Raw genomic sequence first — 18,515 nt, forward strand, 5'->3', positions numbered from 1 at the left:
GCGATCTCAGGGCAAAAAGCGCTGCACGGCGCGCACCACCGTTTTGACCAGAGCGCTATCGAACAGGCGCGGGCTGAAATAGGCCCCCGCCGCACGTTTGTTAATCTCCGAGATCGTGGGGTAAGGGGCAACCATGGCGGCAATCTGGCTCATCTTCATCTTATTGACCAGCGCAAGCGACCACAGGGTGATCAATTCGCCCGCCTGATGGCCGACGATGCTGGCCCCCACCGGGCGGCCCTTGACCACCATCACCTTGATGAACCCTTTGGTCTGACGCTCGGCAATCGCGCGGTCGTTGTGGTTATAGTGGAACCGCACGACCTCCAGCTTGTCGCCATGCTCTTCGCGCGCCTGCGCTTCGGTCAGCCCCACCTGCGCCAGTTCCGGCGCGGCATAGGTGACCCATGGGATATGGTGCAGCTTCGTCTTGCTCGGCAGGCCAAAGAGGATCGAGCGGATCACCACCCCGGCGTGATAGCCTGCCACATGGGTAAATTGCAGCCCGCCCGCCACATCGCCAATGGCATAGACCCGGCGGTTGCTGCTGCGCAGGCTGTCGTCGACCTTGATGCCTGCCTTGGTGGTCTCCACCCCGGCCTTATCCAGATCGAGCCGGTCGATGTTGCTCTTGCGCCCCACGGCCATCAGCAGATGCGAGCCCTTGATCACGCGGCCATCCTTGGTCTCGACCGTGATCGCCCCCGCCGCACCGCTGACCTTGGCCGCATCGCTGCCTTCCTCGAAAACCACCCCCTCGTCCCGCATGGTCTGCAACACCACCTCGGACAACTCGGGGTCATCCTTGCCAAGCGCGCGGCTGCCTTCGATCACGGTGACTTTGCAGCCCATCCGCACATGGGCCTGCGCCATCTCAATGCCGATGGGGCCGCCCCCGATGATGATCAGATGCTCGGGCTTTTCGCGCAGATCAAAGAGGGTCTCATTCGTCTCATAGGGCACATCCGCCAGCCCCGGAATCGGCGGCACCAGCGGAGAGGAGCCGGTGGCCACGACGATGCGCCGCGCGGTAATGATGGCATCGCCCGCCTGCACCTCTTTATCGGAAATGAAACGTCCGTATTCGCGGATCACCCGCACGCCCAAGCCCTCGAACCGTTCAACCGAATCGACCGGCGCGATTTGCGAGATGACATCGGCCACGTGATCCTTGGCAGCGGCGTAATCCACGGCCCCGGCGGCGGCCTCCACCCCGTATTGCGCGCTGTGTTGCTGGGTATAGGCGGTCTTGCCGGTCTTGATCAGCGCCTTGGAGGGCACGCAGCCATAGTTCAGGCAATCGCCGCCCATCTTGTGCCCTTCCAGCAGGGTCACATCCGCGCCCATCTGCACGGCCCCCGCTGCCACCGACAACCCGCCTGAGCCTGCGCCGATGATCAGAACGTCGGTCTTGATACGGTTGGTCATTTCAGCAGATCCTTCTTACCGGTAAATGTCTTGATCGCCACGGGCAGCAGCGACAGCACGCAGAGCCCCAGAATGGGCAATAGAATATGCGGCTCGAAAATAATCCCAAGGTCGGGCGACTCACCCCGGGCGAAAACCGCACCTAGCCCTGCGCCAACCGAGGTAAAGACCAAGGCCCCCGGCATGATTCCGAAAAACGTCGAGATCACGAAGCGAAACAGCGGCACACCGAGAAAGGCCGGCAGCAGATTCGCGACAAAGAAGGGCACCACCGGCACCAGCCGGATAAAGAAGAGCATCGACCACTGGTTGTCGTCGATCCCCGCCTTGATCTTGCGCACCATGCCCTCAGAAGCGTCCATCCGCTCTTTCAACCGTGCGCCAAGGCCCCATTGCGCGGCCAGAAAGATCACCACCGCGCCCAAGGTCGCAGCACTGACATTATAAAGCACGCCCGGAAACAGCCCGAAGAGGAAGCCGCCCGTCAAAGTGGCCACCGTGGCCCCCGGCAGGGAGAAAGCCACGATCACCACATAGGCGGCGACAAAGACCAGCGCGGTCAGCAGGTAGTTGCTGTCGCGAAAGGCGATCAGCGCCTCGCGATTGTCGCGCAGCGCGTCGAAACTCAGGTAATCGCGCAGGGTAAAGGCCCCGATGGCTGCGATGACGGCGATCAGTGCAAGGGGCAGATAGCGCATCAGCGCGGGTTTACTTTGGTCATTGCGGCTCATTTTTACACTTCCTTGGGCCTACATCAGACCAATTTCGCTTTCCTCAATGATGGCGTGAAGCGGGGCGCGGGAACAGGCTCCTCACGCGCGCTTGATGGGACTTGTGCGGGAAAGGGCGATTTTGCAAAGTTACGGGGTGAACTGAAACAATTCCGGCCCCGCAAACCGGCATTTTGTTGCAAAGCGCGGTTTTTCCCTGTCAGGGGGTTTGACTTGCGCGCCCCGCCGCATTAGAGGACGGGCTTGAATTGACGCTGGCCGCGGTGGAACCTTCAAGTGATTCCGTGCCCAGCCAGCTTTAGATGGAGACGGAGCGATGAAACGCACCTTTCAACCCTCGAACCTCGTGCGCAAGCGGCGCCATGGTTTCCGCGCGCGCATGGCCACCAAAGCCGGCCGTAAGATCATCAATGCGCGCCGCGCACAGGGCCGGAAATCGCTGAGCGCGTAAGCGCCTTCGATCTTCGGAACCAGAATATGACACCGCCGGAGGCACCCTTGAATGGCACTTGCGCCACGAAGGGGAACCCTGCCCCGGCGGTTTCTCTGCGTCTGGAAACCCTGACCAAACGGGCGGATTTCCAACGTGCCAGCCGCGCCAAACGCGTGGCCACCCCCGGCTTCATTCTACAAATGCGACCCCGCCGGGAGGAGGAGCCCAGCGCGGCGCCCATTCGCGTGGGTTTCACCTGCTCCAAGAAGGTCGGCAATGCCGTGGCCCGCAACCGCGCCAAGCGCCGCCTGCGCGAGATCGCGCGGCTCACCCTGCCGCAGGCGGGGCGCGCGGGCATGGACTATGTCTTTGTCGGGCGGCGCGAGGCGACAGCCACCCTGCCCTTTGATCAATTGCTCGCCGATCTGGCCCGCGCGCTGGATATTCTGCACGGGGTCCGAAAATGACTCCCCTGGCCGCGCTTCTTGCCCTGCCCGTGCGCGGCTATCGGCTGATCTTCAGCCCATGGGTCGGGCATAATTGCCGCTATCAGCCCACCTGCAGCGCCTATGCGCTTGAAGCCTTGCAAAAACACGGCGGGCTGCGGGGCGGATGGCTGGCCGCCCGCCGGATCGCGCGCTGCCACCCTTGGGGGCAAAGCGGGATCGACAACGTTCCCGATTAGCGCCGCGCTTGCGGCAAAGGGGCAAAATGCCCTAGGTGAAGCCAAGCTGATAGTGAGAGACCCGACGATGCTGGACGAAACCGACGAGATTCACCCCCTCTTTGCCGGCGCACCGCAAAGCACCGAGTTCAAGAAACTGCGCAAACGCATCGTCCGCATGACCCGCGAGGCGATCGATCAATACGGCATGGTTGAGCCGACCGCCCAAGGCGCGCCCAAGCCGAAATGGCTGGTCTGCCTGTCAGGCGGCAAAGACAGCTATACCCTGCTGGCGGTTCTGCACGAGCTGCAATGGCGCGGCCTGCTGCCGGTGGAGCTTTTGGCCTGCAATCTCGATCAGGGGCAGCCAAATTTCCCGGCGACCGTGCTGCCGGAATTCCTTGAAAAGATGGGCGTGCCGCATCGCATCGAATATCAAGACACCTATTCAATCGTGATGGATAAGGTCCCCGCCGGGCGCACCTTCTGCGCGCTCTGCTCCCGCCTGCGCCGGGGCAATCTCTACCGGATCGCGCGGGAGGAGGGCTGCTCTGCCGTGGTGCTGGGGCACCACCGGGATGACATCCTCGAAACCTTTTTCATGAACCTCTTCCACGGCGGACGATTGGCGACCATGCCGCCCAAATTGGTAAACGAAGAAGGCGATCTTTTCGTCTACCGCCCCCTCGCCCATGTCGCAGAAAGCGATTGCGAGCGTTTTGCCACGGCGATGAACTACCCGATCATTCCCTGCGATCTCTGCGGCTCGCAGGACGGGCTTCAGCGCCAACAGGTGAAGGCGATTCTCGACGGGTGGGAGGCCAACAGCCCCGGTCGTCGGCAAGTCATGTTCCGCGCGCTGATGAACGCCCGCCCCTCGCATCTGCTGGATCCCAAGCTTTTCGACTTCGCCGGGCTCATGCGGAACGTTGAGGGTACGGAGCAAGAACAATTTTAGATAATAATCCGCAAAAAAGCGGGCTCTGTTAACCCACAGCACACCCTAAAGGCGATATCCCTCCCCCGTCAGCGCAGGCATTGCGCGTATTGGGAAGGGATATCGCGATGGCAATTTACCGGCTTTCCGGGCTCACGCAACTGCGCCAGTCGTTCGCCGCTTTGCTCAGCGGTCAGGCTGCTTTGGCCTTCCTCCCCGCGCTGACGTTGCTGGCCTTTTGGATCGGCGGCGAAATGGCTCTGATCGCCGCCTCCGCTGCGCTGCCGCTTCTTTTCCTTGCGGGGCAGCGCTTTGGCGGGAATTCTCAGGCACCCCAAGACGCGCTCGGCTGCATCCTACAGCGCAGCGCTTTTGAGGAGTTGGCCGAACAAATTTTTCAAACCGCCCAATCTCGGGGGCGTTTGTCGGCCACATGTTTCATTGCGCTCGAAGGGCTTGACCAAATCACCGAACGCCACGGTCAGACCGCCGCCGACACGGTCCTGCGGCAAAGCGGAGAACGATTGCAGGGCGGCCTGCGCTACGATGATCTCATCGGCAAAATGGGAGAGGCGCGGTTCGCCGTCTGTACGGCCCCGGTACGGCAGCTTGACCTTGAACTCTGCATTCAACTGGCCGGGCGGCTACAATCCGCTTTGGAAGAACCGTTTTTCGTCGATGGGGTTACGATCCACCTCACGGCCTCCGTCGGCTTTTGCCTTAACACCCGCACCCCGGGCAGCGATGGCGCCGCATGGCTTGCCGCCGCTGCCACCGCCCTGCGCAGCGCGCAGCGGCGCGGCCCCTCATCCATTCGCGCCTTTTCCGACCAGATGCGCCGGGAAACCGAAAGCCGCGCCGAACTGCGCGAAGAGGTCGCGCAGGCCTTAGACAGCGGCCAAATACAACCATGGTTCCAGCCGCAAATCTCAACCGACACAGGCCAGATCACCGGCTTTGAAGCCTTGGCGCGCTGGAACCATCCGGTACAGGGCATGATCCCCCCATCGGATTTCCTGCCCGCCGTCGAAGAGGCCGGCCTGTTGGAGCGTTTGGCCGAAGTCATGATGTACCACTCTTTCGCGGCCCTCAAAGCCTGGGATGGGTCCGGCACCGTGGTGCCGCAGATCGGGGTGAACTTCGCCGGGGGTGAACTTGCCAACCCCCGGCTCATCGACAAAATCACTTGGGAGTTGGACCGGTTCGACCTGTCCCCCGACCGGCTCGCCATCGAAGTGCTGGAAACCGTCGTCGCCTCATCTGCCGACGATGTGATCACCCGCAATATCAACGCCCTGCGTAAGCTCGGTTGCCGCATTGATCTTGACGACTTCGGCACGGGCCATGCCTCCATCGCATCCATCCGCCGCTTTTCCGTCAGCCGGATCAAGATCGACCGCTCTTTCGTCATGAAAGCCGACCGCGACCCCGATCAACAGCGCATGATCAGCGCCATTCTCACCATGGCCGAACGACTGGGCATTGAGACCCTCGCCGAAGGGGTGGAAACGGTGGGGGAGCATGTCTTGCTCGCCCAACTCGGCTGCGACCATGTGCAGGGATTCGGCATCGCCCGCCCCATGCCGTTTGAGCAAACACTCGATTGGATCGCCCGCCACAACGCGAAACTGCAAGACGTGCCGCGCATCATGAATGGGCGTGCCACCTAGCGGGCTTTGTGCTTAGCACGGGGCCGGGGCATTAAGCGACGGAGGTCGCGACGGCCGAAGGGTCTGAGGCAGAGGAGAACACCCTGCACCCCGAAGTACGGCCACGCCCACCGCCCCCTGCCCCGTTCAATGCCGGGGCCACCGCTCCCCCGCAACCGCCCCGGCGAAACTCCGCAAAACCCATGCCAGATGGACCAAAACCACCCTGCATCCCCCTTCATCCCGCCCGATTCCACTTGACCTTTGGCCCCGCACTCTGTTGAACCCCCGTGATATTCAAAGACATCAGGTGGCGGTCCCCATGGACGAACAGAACAAGAATCTCATCCTTGCCACGGCGCTCAGCTTTGCCGTCATCCTCGTGTGGTTCCTCCTGTTCCCGCCCCCCGAAGCCGACCCGGCATTGGAAGCCGGTACCGAGATCAGCCAAACTGTCGAGGGCACATCGGTTCCCGCCTCCACCGCCGATACCGCCGATACCGCGGCCGCGCCCGGCACGGAAGAGGGCGAAGGCGCCGCCCCCGAAGGCCGCCGCGCGGCACTGGCAGCAGCGCCCCGCGTGGCAATCGCGACCGACAAGGTCAGCGGCTCCATCTCGCTCATGGGCGGTCGGATCGACGATCTGAAACTGAACGATTACCAAACCACGCTCGACGCGGATGCCGAAATCGTGACCCTGCTCTCCCCCGAAGGGTCGAGCGATGCTTACTATGCGCTGCACGGTTGGGCCGCCGGTTCGGGCCTCGCCCCCGATGCCGTGCCGGGTGTCGACACGCTTTGGACCCTGAGCGAGGGCGAAACGCTAGGCGTCGACAGCCCCGTGACCCTCACTTGGGACAATGGCGCCGGGCAGGTCTTTACCCGCACCATCTCGGTCGATGACCAGTATATGTTCGACATCACCCAGAGCGTGACCAACAACGGCGAAGGCGCGGTGAACCTTGCCCCCTTCGGCATGATCGCGCAGCACGGGCTGCCCGAAGACCTGAAAAGCTTCTTCATCCTGCATGAGGGCGCCGTGGCCATGGCCAATGGTGAACTTTCCGAAGTCGATTGGGACGATATCGCCGAAGCCGATGTGAACAGCACCTGGGGCCGCCCCGCCGTGGTCACCGAAGGCGTCACCGAGGGCTGGGTCGGCTTTACCGATCACTATTGGCAGGCGGTGCTGATCCCCGACGCGGGCGAAACCTTTGAACAGGCGCTCACCTATGATCCGCGCGCGGACACCTACCGCGCCTTCACCCGCCAGCCGACCCGCTCGGTCGCGGCAGGCGAAAGCGTAAGCACCTCCAGCAAGTTTTTCGCCGGTGCCAAGGAATGGGAAACCCTTCAGGATTACCAATCCTCCGGTGTTGCCAAATTCATCGACAGCATCGACTGGGGCTGGTTCTTCTTCCTGACCAAGCCGATCTTCTGGCTGCTGCATGAGCTGAACAAACTTATCGGCAACATGGGTGTCGCGATCATCGGCCTGACGCTGCTGATCAAGGCGGTTCTCTTCCCGCTGGCGTACAAATCCTATGTCTCCATGGCGCGGATGAAAGAGCTTCAGCCCGAGATGGAAAAGCTGAAGAAAGAAGCGGGCGACGACCGTCAGAAGATGCAACAGGGCATGATGGAGCTCTATAAGAAGAACAAGGTGAACCCTGCTGCGGGCTGCCTGCCGATCCTGCTGCAAATCCCGATCTTCTTCTCGCTCTACAAGGTGATTTTCGTCACGATCGAACTGCGCCACGCGCCCTTCTTTGGCCCGTTCCAAGACCTCAGCGCGCCCGATCCGACCTCGATCATGAACCTCTGGGGCCTCTTGCCCTATGCCGCGCCCGAGCCGGGTTCGATGCTGGCGCTGATCTTCATCGGCATCCTGCCGCTGCTCTTGGGTATCTCCATGTTCCTGCAGCAAAAGCTGAACCCGGCGCCCACCGACCCGACACAGCAGATGATCTTTGCATGGATGCCTTGGGTCTTCATGTTCATGCTGGGCGGTTTCGCGAGCGGCTTGGTGGTGTACTGGATCGCCAACAACACGATCACCTTCACCCAGCAATATTTGATCATGCGCAGCCAGGGGTACAAACCTGACCTTTGGGGCAACATCAAAGGCGGCTTCAAACGCACGCCCAAAAACGCTGCCGCCAATGCGGATGCCAAGCCCAAATCGGGCAAGTCGAAAAAGTGATGCAGGTCACCGCGCTCAATCGGCATCCGCTCAAGGCCCATGGCCGCGAGACGGTTGAGCGTGTGACCCTGCGCGCCGGGCAATCCATGCCCTATGACCGGCTCTGGGCCGTGGCCCATAACGCCTCCAAAGCCGCGCCGGGAGACTGGGCGCGGTGTTTGAATTTCACCCGGGGGGCCTCTTCGCCGCAGTTGCAGGCGATCACGGCCAAGCTGGATGAGACCACTGAGATGCTCACTCTGCGCCACCCGACGCGCGGCGAAATCACCTTCCACCCGGATCGCGAACAGGCTGCCTTCCTCGACTGGGTGCGCCCGCTGGTGGCCGAAGGCCGCGCTGCCCCGGTGGACATCCTCCGCCTTGATGGCCGCGGCTATACCGACAGCGCGGAGTCAACGCTGTCGCTCAACAGCCTCACCTCCCATCGCGCCGTCGAAGAACTGGCAGCTGCCCCGCTGCAAACCGCCCGCTGGCGCGGCAACATCTGGTTTGATGGCGCCGCCCCTTGGGCCGAGTTCGACTGGCTGGGGCGCGACTTGAAAATCGGCGAAGCACGGCTGCATGTCTCCAAACGCATCACCCGCTGCCTCGCCACCACCGTAAACACCGACACCGGCGCGCGCGATGTGGATACGCTCGCCGCACTCGACCAATTGGGTCACCGTGATTTCGGTGTTACCCTGACCGTCACCACCGGCGGAGAGATCGCCGTGGGCGACGAACTGGAGCTGATCTGATGCAAGTGAACTACACCATCGCCGAAGAGCCCGACGCCCCGAGCGCCGAGAAGGGCCGGATGCTTTTCGCCGGGGAGACGACATTCGTCAAAGGCGTGGTGGCGATGGACGGGCTGCCGCCCCCAGACCGGATGGAGGTCTGCTTTGCCGGGCGCTCCAACGTCGGGAAATCGACGCTGATCAACGCCCTGACCGGGATGAAAGCGCTGGCGCGGGCGTCGAACACGCCGGGCCGCACGCAGGAGATTAACTTCTTCACCGCCGGGGAAGAGCACTACCTCGTTGACCTGCCGGGCTATGGCTATGCCAACGCGCCGCTGCCGGTGGTCGAGAAATGGCAGCGCCTGCTGAAACAATACCTTTCGGGCCGCCAGACCCTGCGCCGCGCTTTCGTGCTGATCGACGCGCGCCATGGGGTGAAGAAGGTCGATGATGAGATCATGTCCCTGCTCGACAGTTCCGCCGTCACCTTTCAGGTCGTGCTGACCAAGGCGGATAAGGTCAAAGAAGCCGAGCGCGCGAAGATCCTGTCGCAGGTGAAAGACGCGCTGAGCAAACACCCCGCCGCCTACCCGGAGATTGTCGTGACATCTTCGGAAAAGGGCTGGGGCATCCCTACGCTGCGTGCCATCATCGCCACGCTGGTATAGCACCTCCCGCCGCTATCGGCTTCCCATGGGTCAACAGATGAGAACGCAAGACATGAACCGCGACTGGATCGCCACCGCCCAAACCCTCAGCCAGGCTCTGCCCTTTTTGCAACGCTACGCCGATGCCACCGTGGTCATCAAACTGGGCGGCCATGCGATGGGCAGCGACGAAGCGATGGACGAATTCGCCCGCGATGTCGCGCTGATGCGGCAGGTGGGGGTGAACCCGGTGATCGTCCATGGCGGCGGCCCGATGATTAACGACATGCTGGCGCGGTTGAACATCAAATCCGAATTCGTGAACGGCAAACGGGTGACCGATGCCGCGACCATGGAAGTGGTCGAGATGGTGCTCTCGGGCCTCGTCAACGCGCGGATCGTGCAGGCGATCTCAGAACAAGGTGGCCGCGCGGTCGGTGTCTCGGGCAAAGACAGCGGCCTGATCGTTTGCGACCCCGAAGACCCCGCTCTGGGCCTCGTGGGCAATCCGACACAGGTCAACCCGCGCATCCTGCGGGACTTTGCCGACAAGGGCATCATTCCCGTCATCGCGCCGCTCGGCATGGGCCACGGGGGGGAGACCTATAACATCAACGGCGACACCGCCGCTGGCGCCATCGCGGGCGCATTGGAGGCCGACCGCTTGCTGCTGCTGACGGATGTGGCGGGCGTCAAGGACGGCAATGGCGAGGTTGTGACCGACCTGACGGCGAGCCAGATCAACGAGATGATCGCCGATGGCACCATTGCGGGCGGGATGATTCCCAAGGTGCAAACCGCGCTGGACGCGCTCGAAGGCGGTGTGCGGGCGGCGGTCATCCTCGACGGGCGCGCGCCCAATGCCTGCCTGTTGGAGCTTTTCACCGAACACGGCGCGGGCAGCATCATTCGCAAGGGCTAGGCCCAAAGCGCTTGCCCCCTGCCCCTGCTTCACGCCTATGATGGGTCGAGCAGCGAAAGGAACGACATGCGCCGCCTGATCCTGATGCGACACGCGAAATCGGACTGGTCCCATGGGACCAGCGACCACGACCGTCCCCTGAACGCCCGCGGGCGCGGGGCGGCCCAAGCCCTTGGCAATTGGCTGCGCGCAGAGGCGCTGCTGCCTGATGCGGTGCTCTGCTCAACGGCGGCCCGCACCCGCGAAACCTGCGCCCGCTTGGCGCTGTCTGAGGGCTGTCAGGTGGAGCACCTTCGCGAACTTTACCTCGCCGAGCCTGATCAGATCATCACCAGCCTGCGCCAGCGCGGCACGGGCAACACCTTGCTGCTGGTGGCGCATAACCCCGGCATCGCCGCTGCCGCCGCAGGTCTGTTGCAGCAGCCGCCCGAACAGGAAGCCTTTGATCGCTACCCCTCGGGCGCGACGACGGTGATGGATTTCGCGGTTGAAGGCTGGGCCGAGGTGGCCCCCAGCAGCGGCCTGCTGCACGCCTTCACCGTCCCCAAACAGCTGGTTTGAAACGCAAACGCCCCGACCGAATGGCCGGGGCGCATGTTTTACCCTCGTCCGATTTGCCCGGCTCAGTGCCCGAGGATCTGGCTCAGGAACAGCTGCGTGCGCGGGCTTTGCGGGTTGTTGAAGAAAGCCTCAGGCTCGTTCTGCTCAACAATCTGGCCTTCGTCCATGAAGATCACGCGGTTCGCCACCTGACGTGCAAAGCCCATCTCGTGGGTCACGCAGAGCATCGTCATACCTTCTTCGGCAAGCTCGATCATCGTGTCGAGCACTTCCTTGATCATCTCAGGGTCAAGCGCCGATGTCGGCTCGTCAAACAGCATGATGCGCGGGCGCATGCAGAGCGAGCGGGCAATCGCCACACGCTGCTGCTGACCGCCCGAAAGCTGGCCGGGATACTTATTGGCCTGATCGGGGATCTTCACCTTTTCGAGGAAGTGCATCGCCGTTTCCTCGGCTTCCTTTTTGGGCGTCTTGCGGACCCAGATCGGCGCCAGTGTGCAGTTCTCAAGGATCGTCAGATGCGGGAAGAGGTTGAAGTGCTGGAAGCACATGCCAACCTCGGAGCGAATCTTGTCGATGTTCTTGAGGTCCGAGCTTAGCAGCGTGCCGTCGACCTCGATGGTGCCCTTCTGATGCTCTTCCAGCGCGTTGATGCAGCGGATCAGCGTCGACTTGCCCGAGCCCGATGGCCCGCAGATCACGATCCGCTCGCCCCGGTGCACGGTCAGGTTGATGTCGCGCAGCACGTGGAAGGCCCCGTACCACTTGTTCATGTTGTCGATGCGGATCGCGACTTCGTCGGATACTTTCATTTGTGCGGTCTCAGCCATGCGAGAACCCTCCCTTAACGATGGTCAGTCGCAAGACGGCGTTCCAGCCACTGCGAGTATTGAGAAATGCCGTAGCAGACGATGAAGAACAGCACGGAAGCAAAGAGGAAAAGCTCCCAGTAAACGCCGTTCCAATCGGTCGAGGCGAGGATCGGACCCCGGATCATGCCGATGATGTCAAACAGCGAGATGACCGAGACCAGCGTGGTGTCCTTGAACAGGCCCACTGCGATGTTGACGATGCCCGGGATCGAGATCTTCAACGCCTGCGGCAGGATGATCAGCCGCATCGCCTGCGGGTAGTCGAGGCCAAGGCTGTCGGCGGCCTCGTACTGGCCCTTCGGCAGCGCGGCGAGGCCACCCCGGATCACCTCGGCGATATAGGCCGAGGAGAACATGGTGATCATGATCACCACGCGGATGAAGAGGTCCACCCCCGAGCCCGGCGGGAAGAAATAGGCCAGCATCACGTTCGCCACGAACAAGAGCGTGATCAGCGGCACGCCGCGGACGAACTCGATGAAGACCACGCAGATGCCCTTGACGATCGGCAGGTGAGACTGACGCCCCAGAGCCAGTGCGATGCCGATGGGCAGCGACAGCGACACGCAGGTGATGCCCAGCATCATGTTGAGCATGAAGCCACCAAGGTCACGGCTGGGGATCGCTTGCAGCAGGGGCGATGCGGGGCGCAGCGCCTCGCCAATAAAGCCGCCGATATACCAGACGATCACCGCAGCGACGACGCCGCCCGCCAGCGCCATGGCAAAGCTCTTCTGCACCAGACGGCTATAGACGACATAGCCCGCCACGACGCCCAAGAGCGCGAAGATCGGCCCCCAGATCGGCCCGCCCCAGATCAGCCAGAAGGCAAGGAACGGGTAAACGCCGGTGAAAAGCAGCAGCTTGCGCGGCAGGTCGATGAAAAGCACGGGGGCCGCGGCAAGGAACAGCAGCACCAGCGCGAGGGTGGGACGCCAGTATTGGTCGCTGGGATATTTGAAGCCGAAGAGCAGTTGATGCCAACGCTCGCTTAGCACCGAGAAACAGGCCCCGGTCGCGCCGTCCAAAATCTCGCGACATTCCGACAGGCTGCTCGCGGACCAGACGCCGTTCAACAGCCATGGCAGAGAGCCGGAGACCAGAAGATAGAGGAAATAGAGCGCCACAATCGTCAGGATCGCGTTCGCCCATGTCGGGAAAAGGTTGTCCTTCACCCATTTCAGCGGGCCGCCGACCTTATCCGGCGGGGCCGCAGGCGGCAGCGAGGTTTCACGCACGAAGGCGATGGATTCAGCATGTGTGTTTGACATGGCTTAACGCTCCTTCAGCTTCGTTGCGTTGTTGTAGACGTTCATCACCATGGAGATGCCCAGCGAGATGACGAGGTAGAAGAGCATCAAAAGAACGACGCATTCAATCGCCCGCCCGGTCTGGTTCAGGGTGATCCCGCCCAGCGTGGCCGTGATGTCGGCATAGCCCACAAGGATCGCCAGCGAGGAGTTCTTGGTGATGTTGAGGTAGTTCGAGATCAGCGGCGGGATGATTACGCGCAGCGCCTGCGGCAGCACCACAAGGTTCATGATCCGGCCCGACCGCAGCCCCAAGGCAGCAGCGGCTTCGGATTGGCCCTTGCTGACGGCTTGGATGCCCGCGCGGACGTTCTCGGCAATGAACGCACCGGTGTAGATCGACAGGGCGAACCACAGCGCGATCAGCGGCGCGCCGATCTGGATGCCGCCGCGGAAGTTGAAGCCCTTCAGCGCGGGGTAATCCAGCCCGATCGGCATGCCCATGATGAAGAACATGATGATCGTCGGCAGCAACAGGATCGCGACCGAGGGCCAAAGCATCGGCAGCAAGCGGCCCGTGTCATAAAGCAGTTTCGTCGCATAGCGGCGGTAGGCAAAGACGCCGATCACCGAGGCGACAAAGGTCGCCACCACGATCATCGAGCCCGGCCCCCAGACCGGCCCCGGAATATAGACGCCCCGGTTGGTGAAGGCGAAAGAGCCCAGCATCATGGTTGAGGCCGGATCGTCACCGCGGAAGGCCGAAGGCGCGGGCATGGCGGCGGTCATGATGGTGTAGATGATCAGGATCCAGATCAGCACCGGGATGTTGCGGAAAATCTCGACGTAGCCGGCCATCAGCTTGCGCACGAGCCAGTTGTTCGACAGGCGCAGAACCCCGGCGATGACGCCAAAGATCGTGGCCGTGACACAGGCAAGGAAGGACACCAGCAGCGTGTTGATGATCCCGACCCAAGCCGCCTGAAGGTTCGACGATTGGCTGGTATAGGGGATCAGCGTCTGGTTGATGTCATAGCCCGCCGGATTGCCGAGGAACTGGAAAGAGATGTTCAAACCGGCGGCGCGCAGGTTCGCGGCAAGGTTCGATCCCAGATACCAGATCGCCGTGACCAGCAGCGCCAGCGCGATCACCTGAAAGGTGATCGACCGATAGCGGGTGTCGCTCAACAGCATAGATGGCCGGAACGACGCCTTGGGAGGGTCGGAGAATGTCGTCATGTATGTATCCCTGTGTTCCGGCTTGTTTTTTATCGGTGCATTTGGCGCACCTTGGCCGAATCATTTTTGGTCGTAGATCGATTTATCTCGATCGTGGGTTTTTATTGTCTCGTTGGGGTTTCGTCAGTCGTTTTTTGACCGTTTTTCTTGTCAGTAGGGAGCTTTTGTTGGCCAGAGGCAGGCAGCCCCACCGGCCAGAGGCGCAAGGGGCGCAGGAATTCCTGCGCCCCTCGCTTCGCAATTTAGCGGAAGGGCGGTGCGTAGAGCAGGCCACCGTCTGTCCACTGGGCGTTCAGCCCGCGTGCCAGACCGATCGGGGTCTCTTCGCCGATGTTCTTGGCAAAGATCTCACCGTAGTTGCCTTCGGCCATGATGGCGCGCTTGGCCCAGTCGGCGTCGAGGCCGATCATCTCACCCAATGTGCCCTCGGTGCCCAAGAGGCGGGCAACTTCGGGGTTGTTGGTGTTGCCGGTCATCTCTTCGATATTGGCCGAGGTGATGCCCAGTTCTTCGGCAGCGATCAGCGCGTTCAGCACCCAGCGGGTGATGTCGCCCCAGTCGTTGTCGCCGTGGCGGACCAGCGGGCCCAGCGGCTCTTTCGAGATGATCTCGGGCAGCAGCACGTGCTCATCGGGGTTTTCGAAGGTCGCGCGTGTCGCGGCAAGGCCGGAGGCGTCGGTGGTGTAGGTGTCGCAGGCACCGGCGAGGTACTGCTGCTGGCCTTCGGCGTTGGTTTCAACGGGGACCGGCTCGTAGCTGATGTTGTTCTTGCGGAAGAAGTCCGCGAGGTTCAGCTCGGTTGTGGTGCCGGTCTGGATGCAGACGGTCGCGCCGTCGAGATCCTTGGCCGATGAGACGCCAAGCGCTTTCGGTACCATGAAGCCCTGACCGTCGTAGTAGTTCACGCCGATGAAATCGAATTTCAGGTCGGTGTCGCGGCTGAAGGTCCATGTGGTGTTACGTGCGAGGAAGTCGATCTCGCCCGAAGCCAGCGCGGTGAAGCGGGTCTTGCCGGTTGTCGGCACGAATTCCACGGCGTTCTTGTCGCCCAGAACGGCGGCGGCAACGGCACGGCACACGGCCACGTCGAAACCTTCCCATTCGCCGTTGGCGTTCGGCGCGGCAAAGCCAGCAAGGCCGGTGGTCACGCCACAGTTCAGCTTGCCACGGGCTTTGACGTCATCAAGCGTGGCGGCACCAGCAGCACCGGCCGCAAGGCCAGCAACGGTCAGCGCGCCAAAAATTACGGTTTTTTTCATTTTTACCTCTTCCTGATAGTCCGCCACGTTCACTGGCGGTTAATCCGACGCCAGATGACGCCGAAAGCGATCTTGTGCAGGGTTTCCCCTGCTCAATGAAAAGCAGTGTGGGCGGATTCAGGTTTGAAGGTCAAGGGCGCGATGGGCAAAATCAGGGCGGGTTTTCACATCGCGGCGCAAAGCTTTTATCAAGTTAAGCAGCTTTGCAAAGCACTATTATTGCACATGCATGTAAAAACGCCTGCCGCTTGATTTCGGCCTCTTGCTCGGCCACGTCATCGCGGCCCCATTGCTCGGCCTGCCATGTCTCATCCAGCCGCGACAGGGCCCAAATCTCCTCGGGGTCAAAGGCCTGCTCGAGCGCGGCAAAGCCAAGGATCAGTGAGCCGGTGAGGCTTACAAGGTCATGAAACGCCGCCAGTTCAAAGGGATCGAGCGCCGCCGTCCGCCGGTGCAACTCGGCCAGGGCTTCGGGCGCTTGCGGCTCATGCATGATGCCCTCCCGCGTCTCCAACCGCACGCCAAGAGTTTGCGCCGCCCAGTCCAGCATCGGATCCCACTCAGACGCTTGCCGGGCGACCAGACCTTCGGGGCTGTCGGCGCGGTAGCACAGAAGATCGCTGTCGCCATAGGCCGCGAGCATCTCGACGACCTCGGCCTTTTGCATCGCGACCTTGTCGATCGCGGCATTGGCGGTCTTGGTCACCGGCATGGTACGCGGGTCGATCTGTTTCTCCTGCGCCTGCCATTCGGCGGCCACGGCCTCGGCCATGGCACGGGTCGGCAGGGTCAGGGGGCGCTTGGCCGGGGTTTTCACCCGGCGGCCGTCCAACTCGACGGTGAAACCATCTTCGACCGCGACCACGGCGGCGTCTTTCCAAAAGCGTTTGGCTTTCCAGTCACTCATGCGGGAATGCTCCAGATTTGTTCCAGCAGGGCGGGCAGCGCCGCGAAATCCTCAACCAGATGCGCGGCGGCGGCCAACCGTTCCGGGCCGTGATAGCCCCATTTGACGCCGATCCCGGTCACCCCGGCAGCGGCGGCCATGTCCATGTCGAAAGAGGTGTCGCCGATCATCACCGTGGCCTCAGGCCCTACCCCGGCATCGGCCATCGCCTGATGGATCATCGACGGATGCGGCTTGGAGGGATGGAAATCCGCCACCTGCTGCGTGATGAAAAGCCCCTCCAGCCCGTGACCGGCGATCAGCTTATCCAGCCCGCGTTTCGACTTGCCCGTGGCGACGCCCAACAGCACCTCCGGCTCTGCGTGAAGACGCCGCAACGTCTCAACCGCGCCGGGGTAAAGCGGCGAAGATTGCGCCACGCCCGCTTCGGCCCGCAGCGTCATATAGGCAGCCTTATAGGCTTCAACCATCGCAAGGTGGTCCCCCGCCGGGCGCGTGGGGGCCAGCACCGTCATCGCCACATCCAGCGACAGGCCGACGATCGACAGGATCTCGGCCCGCGTTGGCACGGGCGCCTCCACAGCCCCAAAGGCCGCCGTCATCGCCGCGACGATATCGCCTTGGCTGTCGACCAGCGTGCCGTCGACGTCAAAGATCACCAAACGGAGCGGTTTGCTCATTGCAGCGACTCGAAAGGGTCTTCTTCGGCCAGTTCTTCGGTCCAGCCGAAGGTGTCCCAGCTATGCGCCATATGGTCGGGCAGTTCGGCGGTGATCGTCACCACCTTGCGCGTATGCGGATGTTCGAAACGCATCATCCGCGCGTGCAAATGCAGCTTCTTCGAGATGATCCCGCCCAGTTGCGCGCCCCAGCCGTCACCGAGGTTCTCCTGCCCCGAGCCGCCGTATTTGCCGTCACCGACGATCGGATGCCCGATCTCGGCCATATGCGCCCGCAGCTGGTGGGTGCGGCCCGTGACCGGCTCCATCGCCACCCAAGACGCGCGCGAGCCGACGCGGAAGAGCGTGGCATAAAGCGTATGCGCGCGTTTCGCGCCCGGCGTGTCGTCCATGTCGCGCGGGTGCACGGCGATCATCTTCTCGCCCTCGCCCTTGCGACCATGGCCGCCCGCCTTGACCAGCCCGTATTTGATCTCGCCCAGGTAAGGCGTCGGCACGCCCGCCACGATGGCCCAGTAGATCTTGCGCGTCTCGCGGTGCCGCATCGCCGCCGTCAGCGCCTTGGCCGCCGCGCGGGTGCGCGCCAAGAGCAGCACGCCCGAGGTATCGCGGTCGAGCCGGTGCACCAGCCGCGGCTTTTCCTCGGCGTCGAAAATGAGCGCCTCTGACAGCGCGTCGACATGGCGGTCGGCCTGACCGGAGCCGCCCTGCACCGCCAGTCCGGCGGGCTTGTTCAGCGCGATGACATGGTCGTCGCGGTAGATCACGCAGTTGCGGATCATCTTAGCATCCGCCTCGGTGATGCGTGTCCGCTTGGGCGGCGGGGGCGGCGCGGCATCGGGCAGCGGCGGCACGCGCACCTGCTGGCCCGCCTCGAGCCGCGTGTTGGCCTTGACCCGGCCTCCATCGACACGGATCTCCCCCTTGCGGCACATCTTCTCGATGAGGCCCTGATTGATCTGCGGAAACATCCGCTTGAACCAGCGGTCGAGCCGCTGGTCGCCATCACCCTCGGCGACGGTCACTGTCTGTACGCGGCTCATGCCAATACCTCTCGGGCCAACCAGAGGCCCAGCAAACAGGCGGCCAGCGACAAGATCACCGAGGCCCCCACATATGAAAATGCGACAGCGGCGCGGCCTGCCTCGAGCAGGCGCAACGTGTCGAGTGAAAACGCCGAGAAGGTGGTGAAGCCGCCCAGAAGCCCGGTCATCAGGAAGGGCAGCAGCAGCGCCTTGTCGGCGAACGTGACCCAGACCAGCCCGATGGCGAGCGAACCCGCGACATTCACCGCAAGCGTGCCCAGCGGGAAGCCCACGGCCAGACCGACAAGGTAGCGCAGACAGGCCCCCAGAGCGCCGCCGAGCGCCACCATGATCAGTGTTTTCATCATCGACACCCCATCGCGCCTGCG

At 62.7% G+C, this 18,515-nt stretch carries 20 protein-coding genes; 10 read left to right on the forward strand and 10 right to left on the reverse strand.

Annotation, left to right across the window (positions count from 1 at the left end):
- Positions 1 to 6: 6 nt before the first annotated feature.
- Both J7392_RS15325 and J7392_RS15330 read right to left on the reverse strand, forming a co-directional pair.
- Complete coding sequence (locus J7392_RS15325) at positions 7 to 1,428, reverse strand: FAD-dependent oxidoreductase (protein WP_209218363.1); 1,422 nt, start codon at positions 1,426 to 1,428, stop codon at positions 7 to 9.
- Complete coding sequence (locus J7392_RS15330) at positions 1,425 to 2,159, reverse strand: VTT domain-containing protein (RefSeq protein WP_209218364.1); 735 nt, start codon at positions 2,157 to 2,159, stop codon at positions 1,425 to 1,427. Before J7392_RS15330 ends, J7392_RS15325 begins: the two co-directional genes overlap by 4 nt.
- A gap of 316 nt (positions 2,160 to 2,475) precedes the next feature.
- On the opposite strand from J7392_RS15330, the gene rpmH reads away from it, so the two are divergent.
- The 10 genes from rpmH (at position 2,476) to J7392_RS15380 (ending at position 10,894) form a co-directional block, all read left to right on the forward strand.
- Positions 2,476 to 2,610, forward strand: a complete 135-nt coding sequence (gene rpmH, locus J7392_RS15335) for a 50S ribosomal protein L34 (protein ID WP_007118882.1) — start codon at positions 2,476 to 2,478, stop codon at positions 2,608 to 2,610.
- Positions 2,611 to 2,636: 26 nt separating this feature from the next.
- Entirely contained in the window at positions 2,637 to 3,059 is a 423-nt protein-coding gene (rnpA, locus tag J7392_RS15340) for a ribonuclease P protein component (protein ID WP_209218365.1), read from the forward strand.
- Complete coding sequence (gene yidD, locus J7392_RS15345; protein ID WP_067267460.1) at positions 3,056 to 3,277, forward strand: membrane protein insertion efficiency factor YidD; 222 nt, start codon at positions 3,056 to 3,058, stop codon at positions 3,275 to 3,277. Before rnpA ends, yidD begins: the two co-directional genes overlap by 4 nt.
- Before the next feature lie 67 nt (positions 3,278 to 3,344).
- On the forward strand, positions 3,345 to 4,214 hold the full coding sequence (gene ttcA, locus J7392_RS15350) for a tRNA 2-thiocytidine(32) synthetase TtcA (protein ID WP_067267458.1): 870 nt from the start codon (positions 3,345 to 3,347) through the stop codon (positions 4,212 to 4,214).
- Positions 4,215 to 4,321: 107 nt separating this feature from the next.
- Positions 4,322 to 5,863: a bifunctional diguanylate cyclase/phosphodiesterase gene (locus J7392_RS15355; RefSeq protein WP_209218366.1), complete on the forward strand. Its 1,542-nt coding sequence runs from the start codon at positions 4,322 to 4,324 to the stop codon at positions 5,861 to 5,863.
- Positions 5,864 to 6,164: 301 nt separating this feature from the next.
- Positions 6,165 to 8,045, forward strand: coding sequence for a membrane protein insertase YidC (gene yidC, locus J7392_RS15360; RefSeq protein ID WP_209218367.1), 1,881 nt, complete (start codon positions 6,165 to 6,167; stop codon positions 8,043 to 8,045).
- Positions 8,045 to 8,782 carry an MOSC domain-containing protein gene (locus tag J7392_RS15365; RefSeq protein ID WP_209218401.1) on the forward strand — a complete coding sequence of 246 codons (738 nt, stop codon included), beginning with the start codon at positions 8,045 to 8,047 and terminating at the stop codon, positions 8,780 to 8,782. Before yidC ends, J7392_RS15365 begins: the two co-directional genes overlap by 1 nt.
- Positions 8,782 to 9,432, forward strand: a complete 651-nt coding sequence (gene yihA / locus J7392_RS15370) for a ribosome biogenesis GTP-binding protein YihA/YsxC (RefSeq protein ID WP_067263087.1) — start codon at positions 8,782 to 8,784, stop codon at positions 9,430 to 9,432. The genes J7392_RS15365 and yihA overlap by 1 nt, the downstream gene beginning before the upstream one ends.
- A gap of 37 nt (positions 9,433 to 9,469) precedes the next feature.
- On the forward strand, positions 9,470 to 10,333 hold the full coding sequence (argB, locus tag J7392_RS15375) for an acetylglutamate kinase (RefSeq protein ID WP_209218368.1): 864 nt from the start codon (positions 9,470 to 9,472) through the stop codon (positions 10,331 to 10,333).
- 66 nt (positions 10,334 to 10,399) lie between these two features.
- Positions 10,400 to 10,894 (forward strand): histidine phosphatase family protein, encoded by a 495-nt coding sequence (locus J7392_RS15380; RefSeq protein ID WP_209218369.1) that lies wholly within the window; start codon positions 10,400 to 10,402, stop codon positions 10,892 to 10,894.
- A 62-nt stretch (positions 10,895 to 10,956) separates the two neighbouring features.
- Here J7392_RS15380 and J7392_RS15385 read toward each other — a convergent pair whose 3' ends face one another.
- The 8 genes from J7392_RS15385 to J7392_RS15420 form a co-directional block, all read right to left on the reverse strand.
- Positions 10,957 to 11,724 (reverse strand): amino acid ABC transporter ATP-binding protein, encoded by a 768-nt coding sequence (locus J7392_RS15385; RefSeq protein WP_209218370.1) that lies wholly within the window; start codon positions 11,722 to 11,724, stop codon positions 10,957 to 10,959.
- A 14-nt stretch (positions 11,725 to 11,738) separates the two neighbouring features.
- Positions 11,739 to 13,037: an amino acid ABC transporter permease gene (locus J7392_RS15390; RefSeq protein WP_209218371.1), complete on the reverse strand. Its 1,299-nt coding sequence runs from the start codon at positions 13,035 to 13,037 to the stop codon at positions 11,739 to 11,741.
- A gap of 3 nt (positions 13,038 to 13,040) precedes the next feature.
- On the reverse strand, positions 13,041 to 14,255 hold the full coding sequence (locus J7392_RS15395; protein ID WP_067263100.1) for an ABC transporter permease subunit: 1,215 nt from the start codon (positions 14,253 to 14,255) through the stop codon (positions 13,041 to 13,043).
- 242 nt (positions 14,256 to 14,497) lie between these two features.
- The gene (locus J7392_RS15400; RefSeq protein ID WP_209218372.1) at positions 14,498 to 15,514 is read right to left on the reverse strand and encodes an amino acid ABC transporter substrate-binding protein; all 1,017 of its coding nucleotides are present in this window, start codon (positions 15,512 to 15,514) and stop codon (positions 14,498 to 14,500) included.
- Positions 15,515 to 15,707: 193 nt separating this feature from the next.
- On the reverse strand, positions 15,708 to 16,421 hold the full coding sequence (locus J7392_RS15405; RefSeq protein WP_209218373.1) for an ATP12 family protein: 714 nt from the start codon (positions 16,419 to 16,421) through the stop codon (positions 15,708 to 15,710).
- Positions 16,418 to 17,101 (reverse strand): HAD-IA family hydrolase, encoded by a 684-nt coding sequence (locus tag J7392_RS15410; protein WP_209218374.1) that lies wholly within the window; start codon positions 17,099 to 17,101, stop codon positions 16,418 to 16,420. Before J7392_RS15410 ends, J7392_RS15405 begins: the two co-directional genes overlap by 4 nt.
- Complete coding sequence (locus J7392_RS15415) at positions 17,098 to 18,144, reverse strand: RluA family pseudouridine synthase (RefSeq protein WP_209218375.1); 1,047 nt, start codon at positions 18,142 to 18,144, stop codon at positions 17,098 to 17,100. Before J7392_RS15415 ends, J7392_RS15410 begins: the two co-directional genes overlap by 4 nt.
- Positions 18,141 to 18,494 (reverse strand): CrcB family protein, encoded by a 354-nt coding sequence (locus J7392_RS15420; RefSeq protein ID WP_209218376.1) that lies wholly within the window; start codon positions 18,492 to 18,494, stop codon positions 18,141 to 18,143. Before J7392_RS15420 ends, J7392_RS15415 begins: the two co-directional genes overlap by 4 nt.
- Between the last annotated feature and the right edge of the window lie 21 nt (positions 18,495 to 18,515).

The organism is Sulfitobacter sp. R18_1, from assembly GCF_017743915.1.
GTDB lineage: Bacteria > Pseudomonadota > Alphaproteobacteria > Rhodobacterales > Rhodobacteraceae > Sulfitobacter > Sulfitobacter faviae.

Bases quoted from the DNA above. Each gene is read 5' to 3' on its own strand.
- J7392_RS15325 (WP_209218363.1), bottom strand. From the start codon at position 1,428: ATGACCAACCGTATCAAGACCGACGTTCTGATCATCGGCGCAGGCTCA.
- J7392_RS15330 (WP_209218364.1), bottom strand. From the start codon at position 2,159: ATGAGCCGCAATGACCAAAGTAAACCCGCGCTGATGCGCTATCTGCCC.
- rpmH (WP_007118882.1), top strand. From the start codon at position 2,476: ATGAAACGCACCTTTCAACCCTCGAACCTCGTGCGCAAGCGGCGCCAT.
- rnpA (WP_209218365.1), top strand. From the start codon at position 2,637: ATGACACCGCCGGAGGCACCCTTGAATGGCACTTGCGCCACGAAGGGG.
- yidD (WP_067267460.1), top strand. From the start codon at position 3,056: ATGACTCCCCTGGCCGCGCTTCTTGCCCTGCCCGTGCGCGGCTATCGG.
- ttcA (WP_067267458.1), top strand. From the start codon at position 3,345: ATGCTGGACGAAACCGACGAGATTCACCCCCTCTTTGCCGGCGCACCG.
- J7392_RS15355 (WP_209218366.1), top strand. From the start codon at position 4,322: ATGGCAATTTACCGGCTTTCCGGGCTCACGCAACTGCGCCAGTCGTTC.
- yidC (WP_209218367.1), top strand. From the start codon at position 6,165: ATGGACGAACAGAACAAGAATCTCATCCTTGCCACGGCGCTCAGCTTT.
- J7392_RS15365 (WP_209218401.1), top strand. From the start codon at position 8,045: ATGCAGGTCACCGCGCTCAATCGGCATCCGCTCAAGGCCCATGGCCGC.
- yihA (WP_067263087.1), top strand. From the start codon at position 8,782: ATGCAAGTGAACTACACCATCGCCGAAGAGCCCGACGCCCCGAGCGCC.
- argB (WP_209218368.1), top strand. From the start codon at position 9,470: ATGAGAACGCAAGACATGAACCGCGACTGGATCGCCACCGCCCAAACC.
- J7392_RS15380 (WP_209218369.1), top strand. From the start codon at position 10,400: ATGCGCCGCCTGATCCTGATGCGACACGCGAAATCGGACTGGTCCCAT.
- J7392_RS15385 (WP_209218370.1), bottom strand. From the start codon at position 11,724: ATGGCTGAGACCGCACAAATGAAAGTATCCGACGAAGTCGCGATCCGC.
- J7392_RS15390 (WP_209218371.1), bottom strand. From the start codon at position 13,037: ATGTCAAACACACATGCTGAATCCATCGCCTTCGTGCGTGAAACCTCG.
- J7392_RS15395 (WP_067263100.1), bottom strand. From the start codon at position 14,255: ATGACGACATTCTCCGACCCTCCCAAGGCGTCGTTCCGGCCATCTATG.
- J7392_RS15400 (WP_209218372.1), bottom strand. From the start codon at position 15,514: ATGAAAAAAACCGTAATTTTTGGCGCGCTGACCGTTGCTGGCCTTGCG.
- J7392_RS15405 (WP_209218373.1), bottom strand. From the start codon at position 16,421: ATGAGTGACTGGAAAGCCAAACGCTTTTGGAAAGACGCCGCCGTGGTC.
- J7392_RS15410 (WP_209218374.1), bottom strand. From the start codon at position 17,101: ATGAGCAAACCGCTCCGTTTGGTGATCTTTGACGTCGACGGCACGCTG.
- J7392_RS15415 (WP_209218375.1), bottom strand. From the start codon at position 18,144: ATGAGCCGCGTACAGACAGTGACCGTCGCCGAGGGTGATGGCGACCAG.
- J7392_RS15420 (WP_209218376.1), bottom strand. From the start codon at position 18,494: ATGATGAAAACACTGATCATGGTGGCGCTCGGCGGCGCTCTGGGGGCC.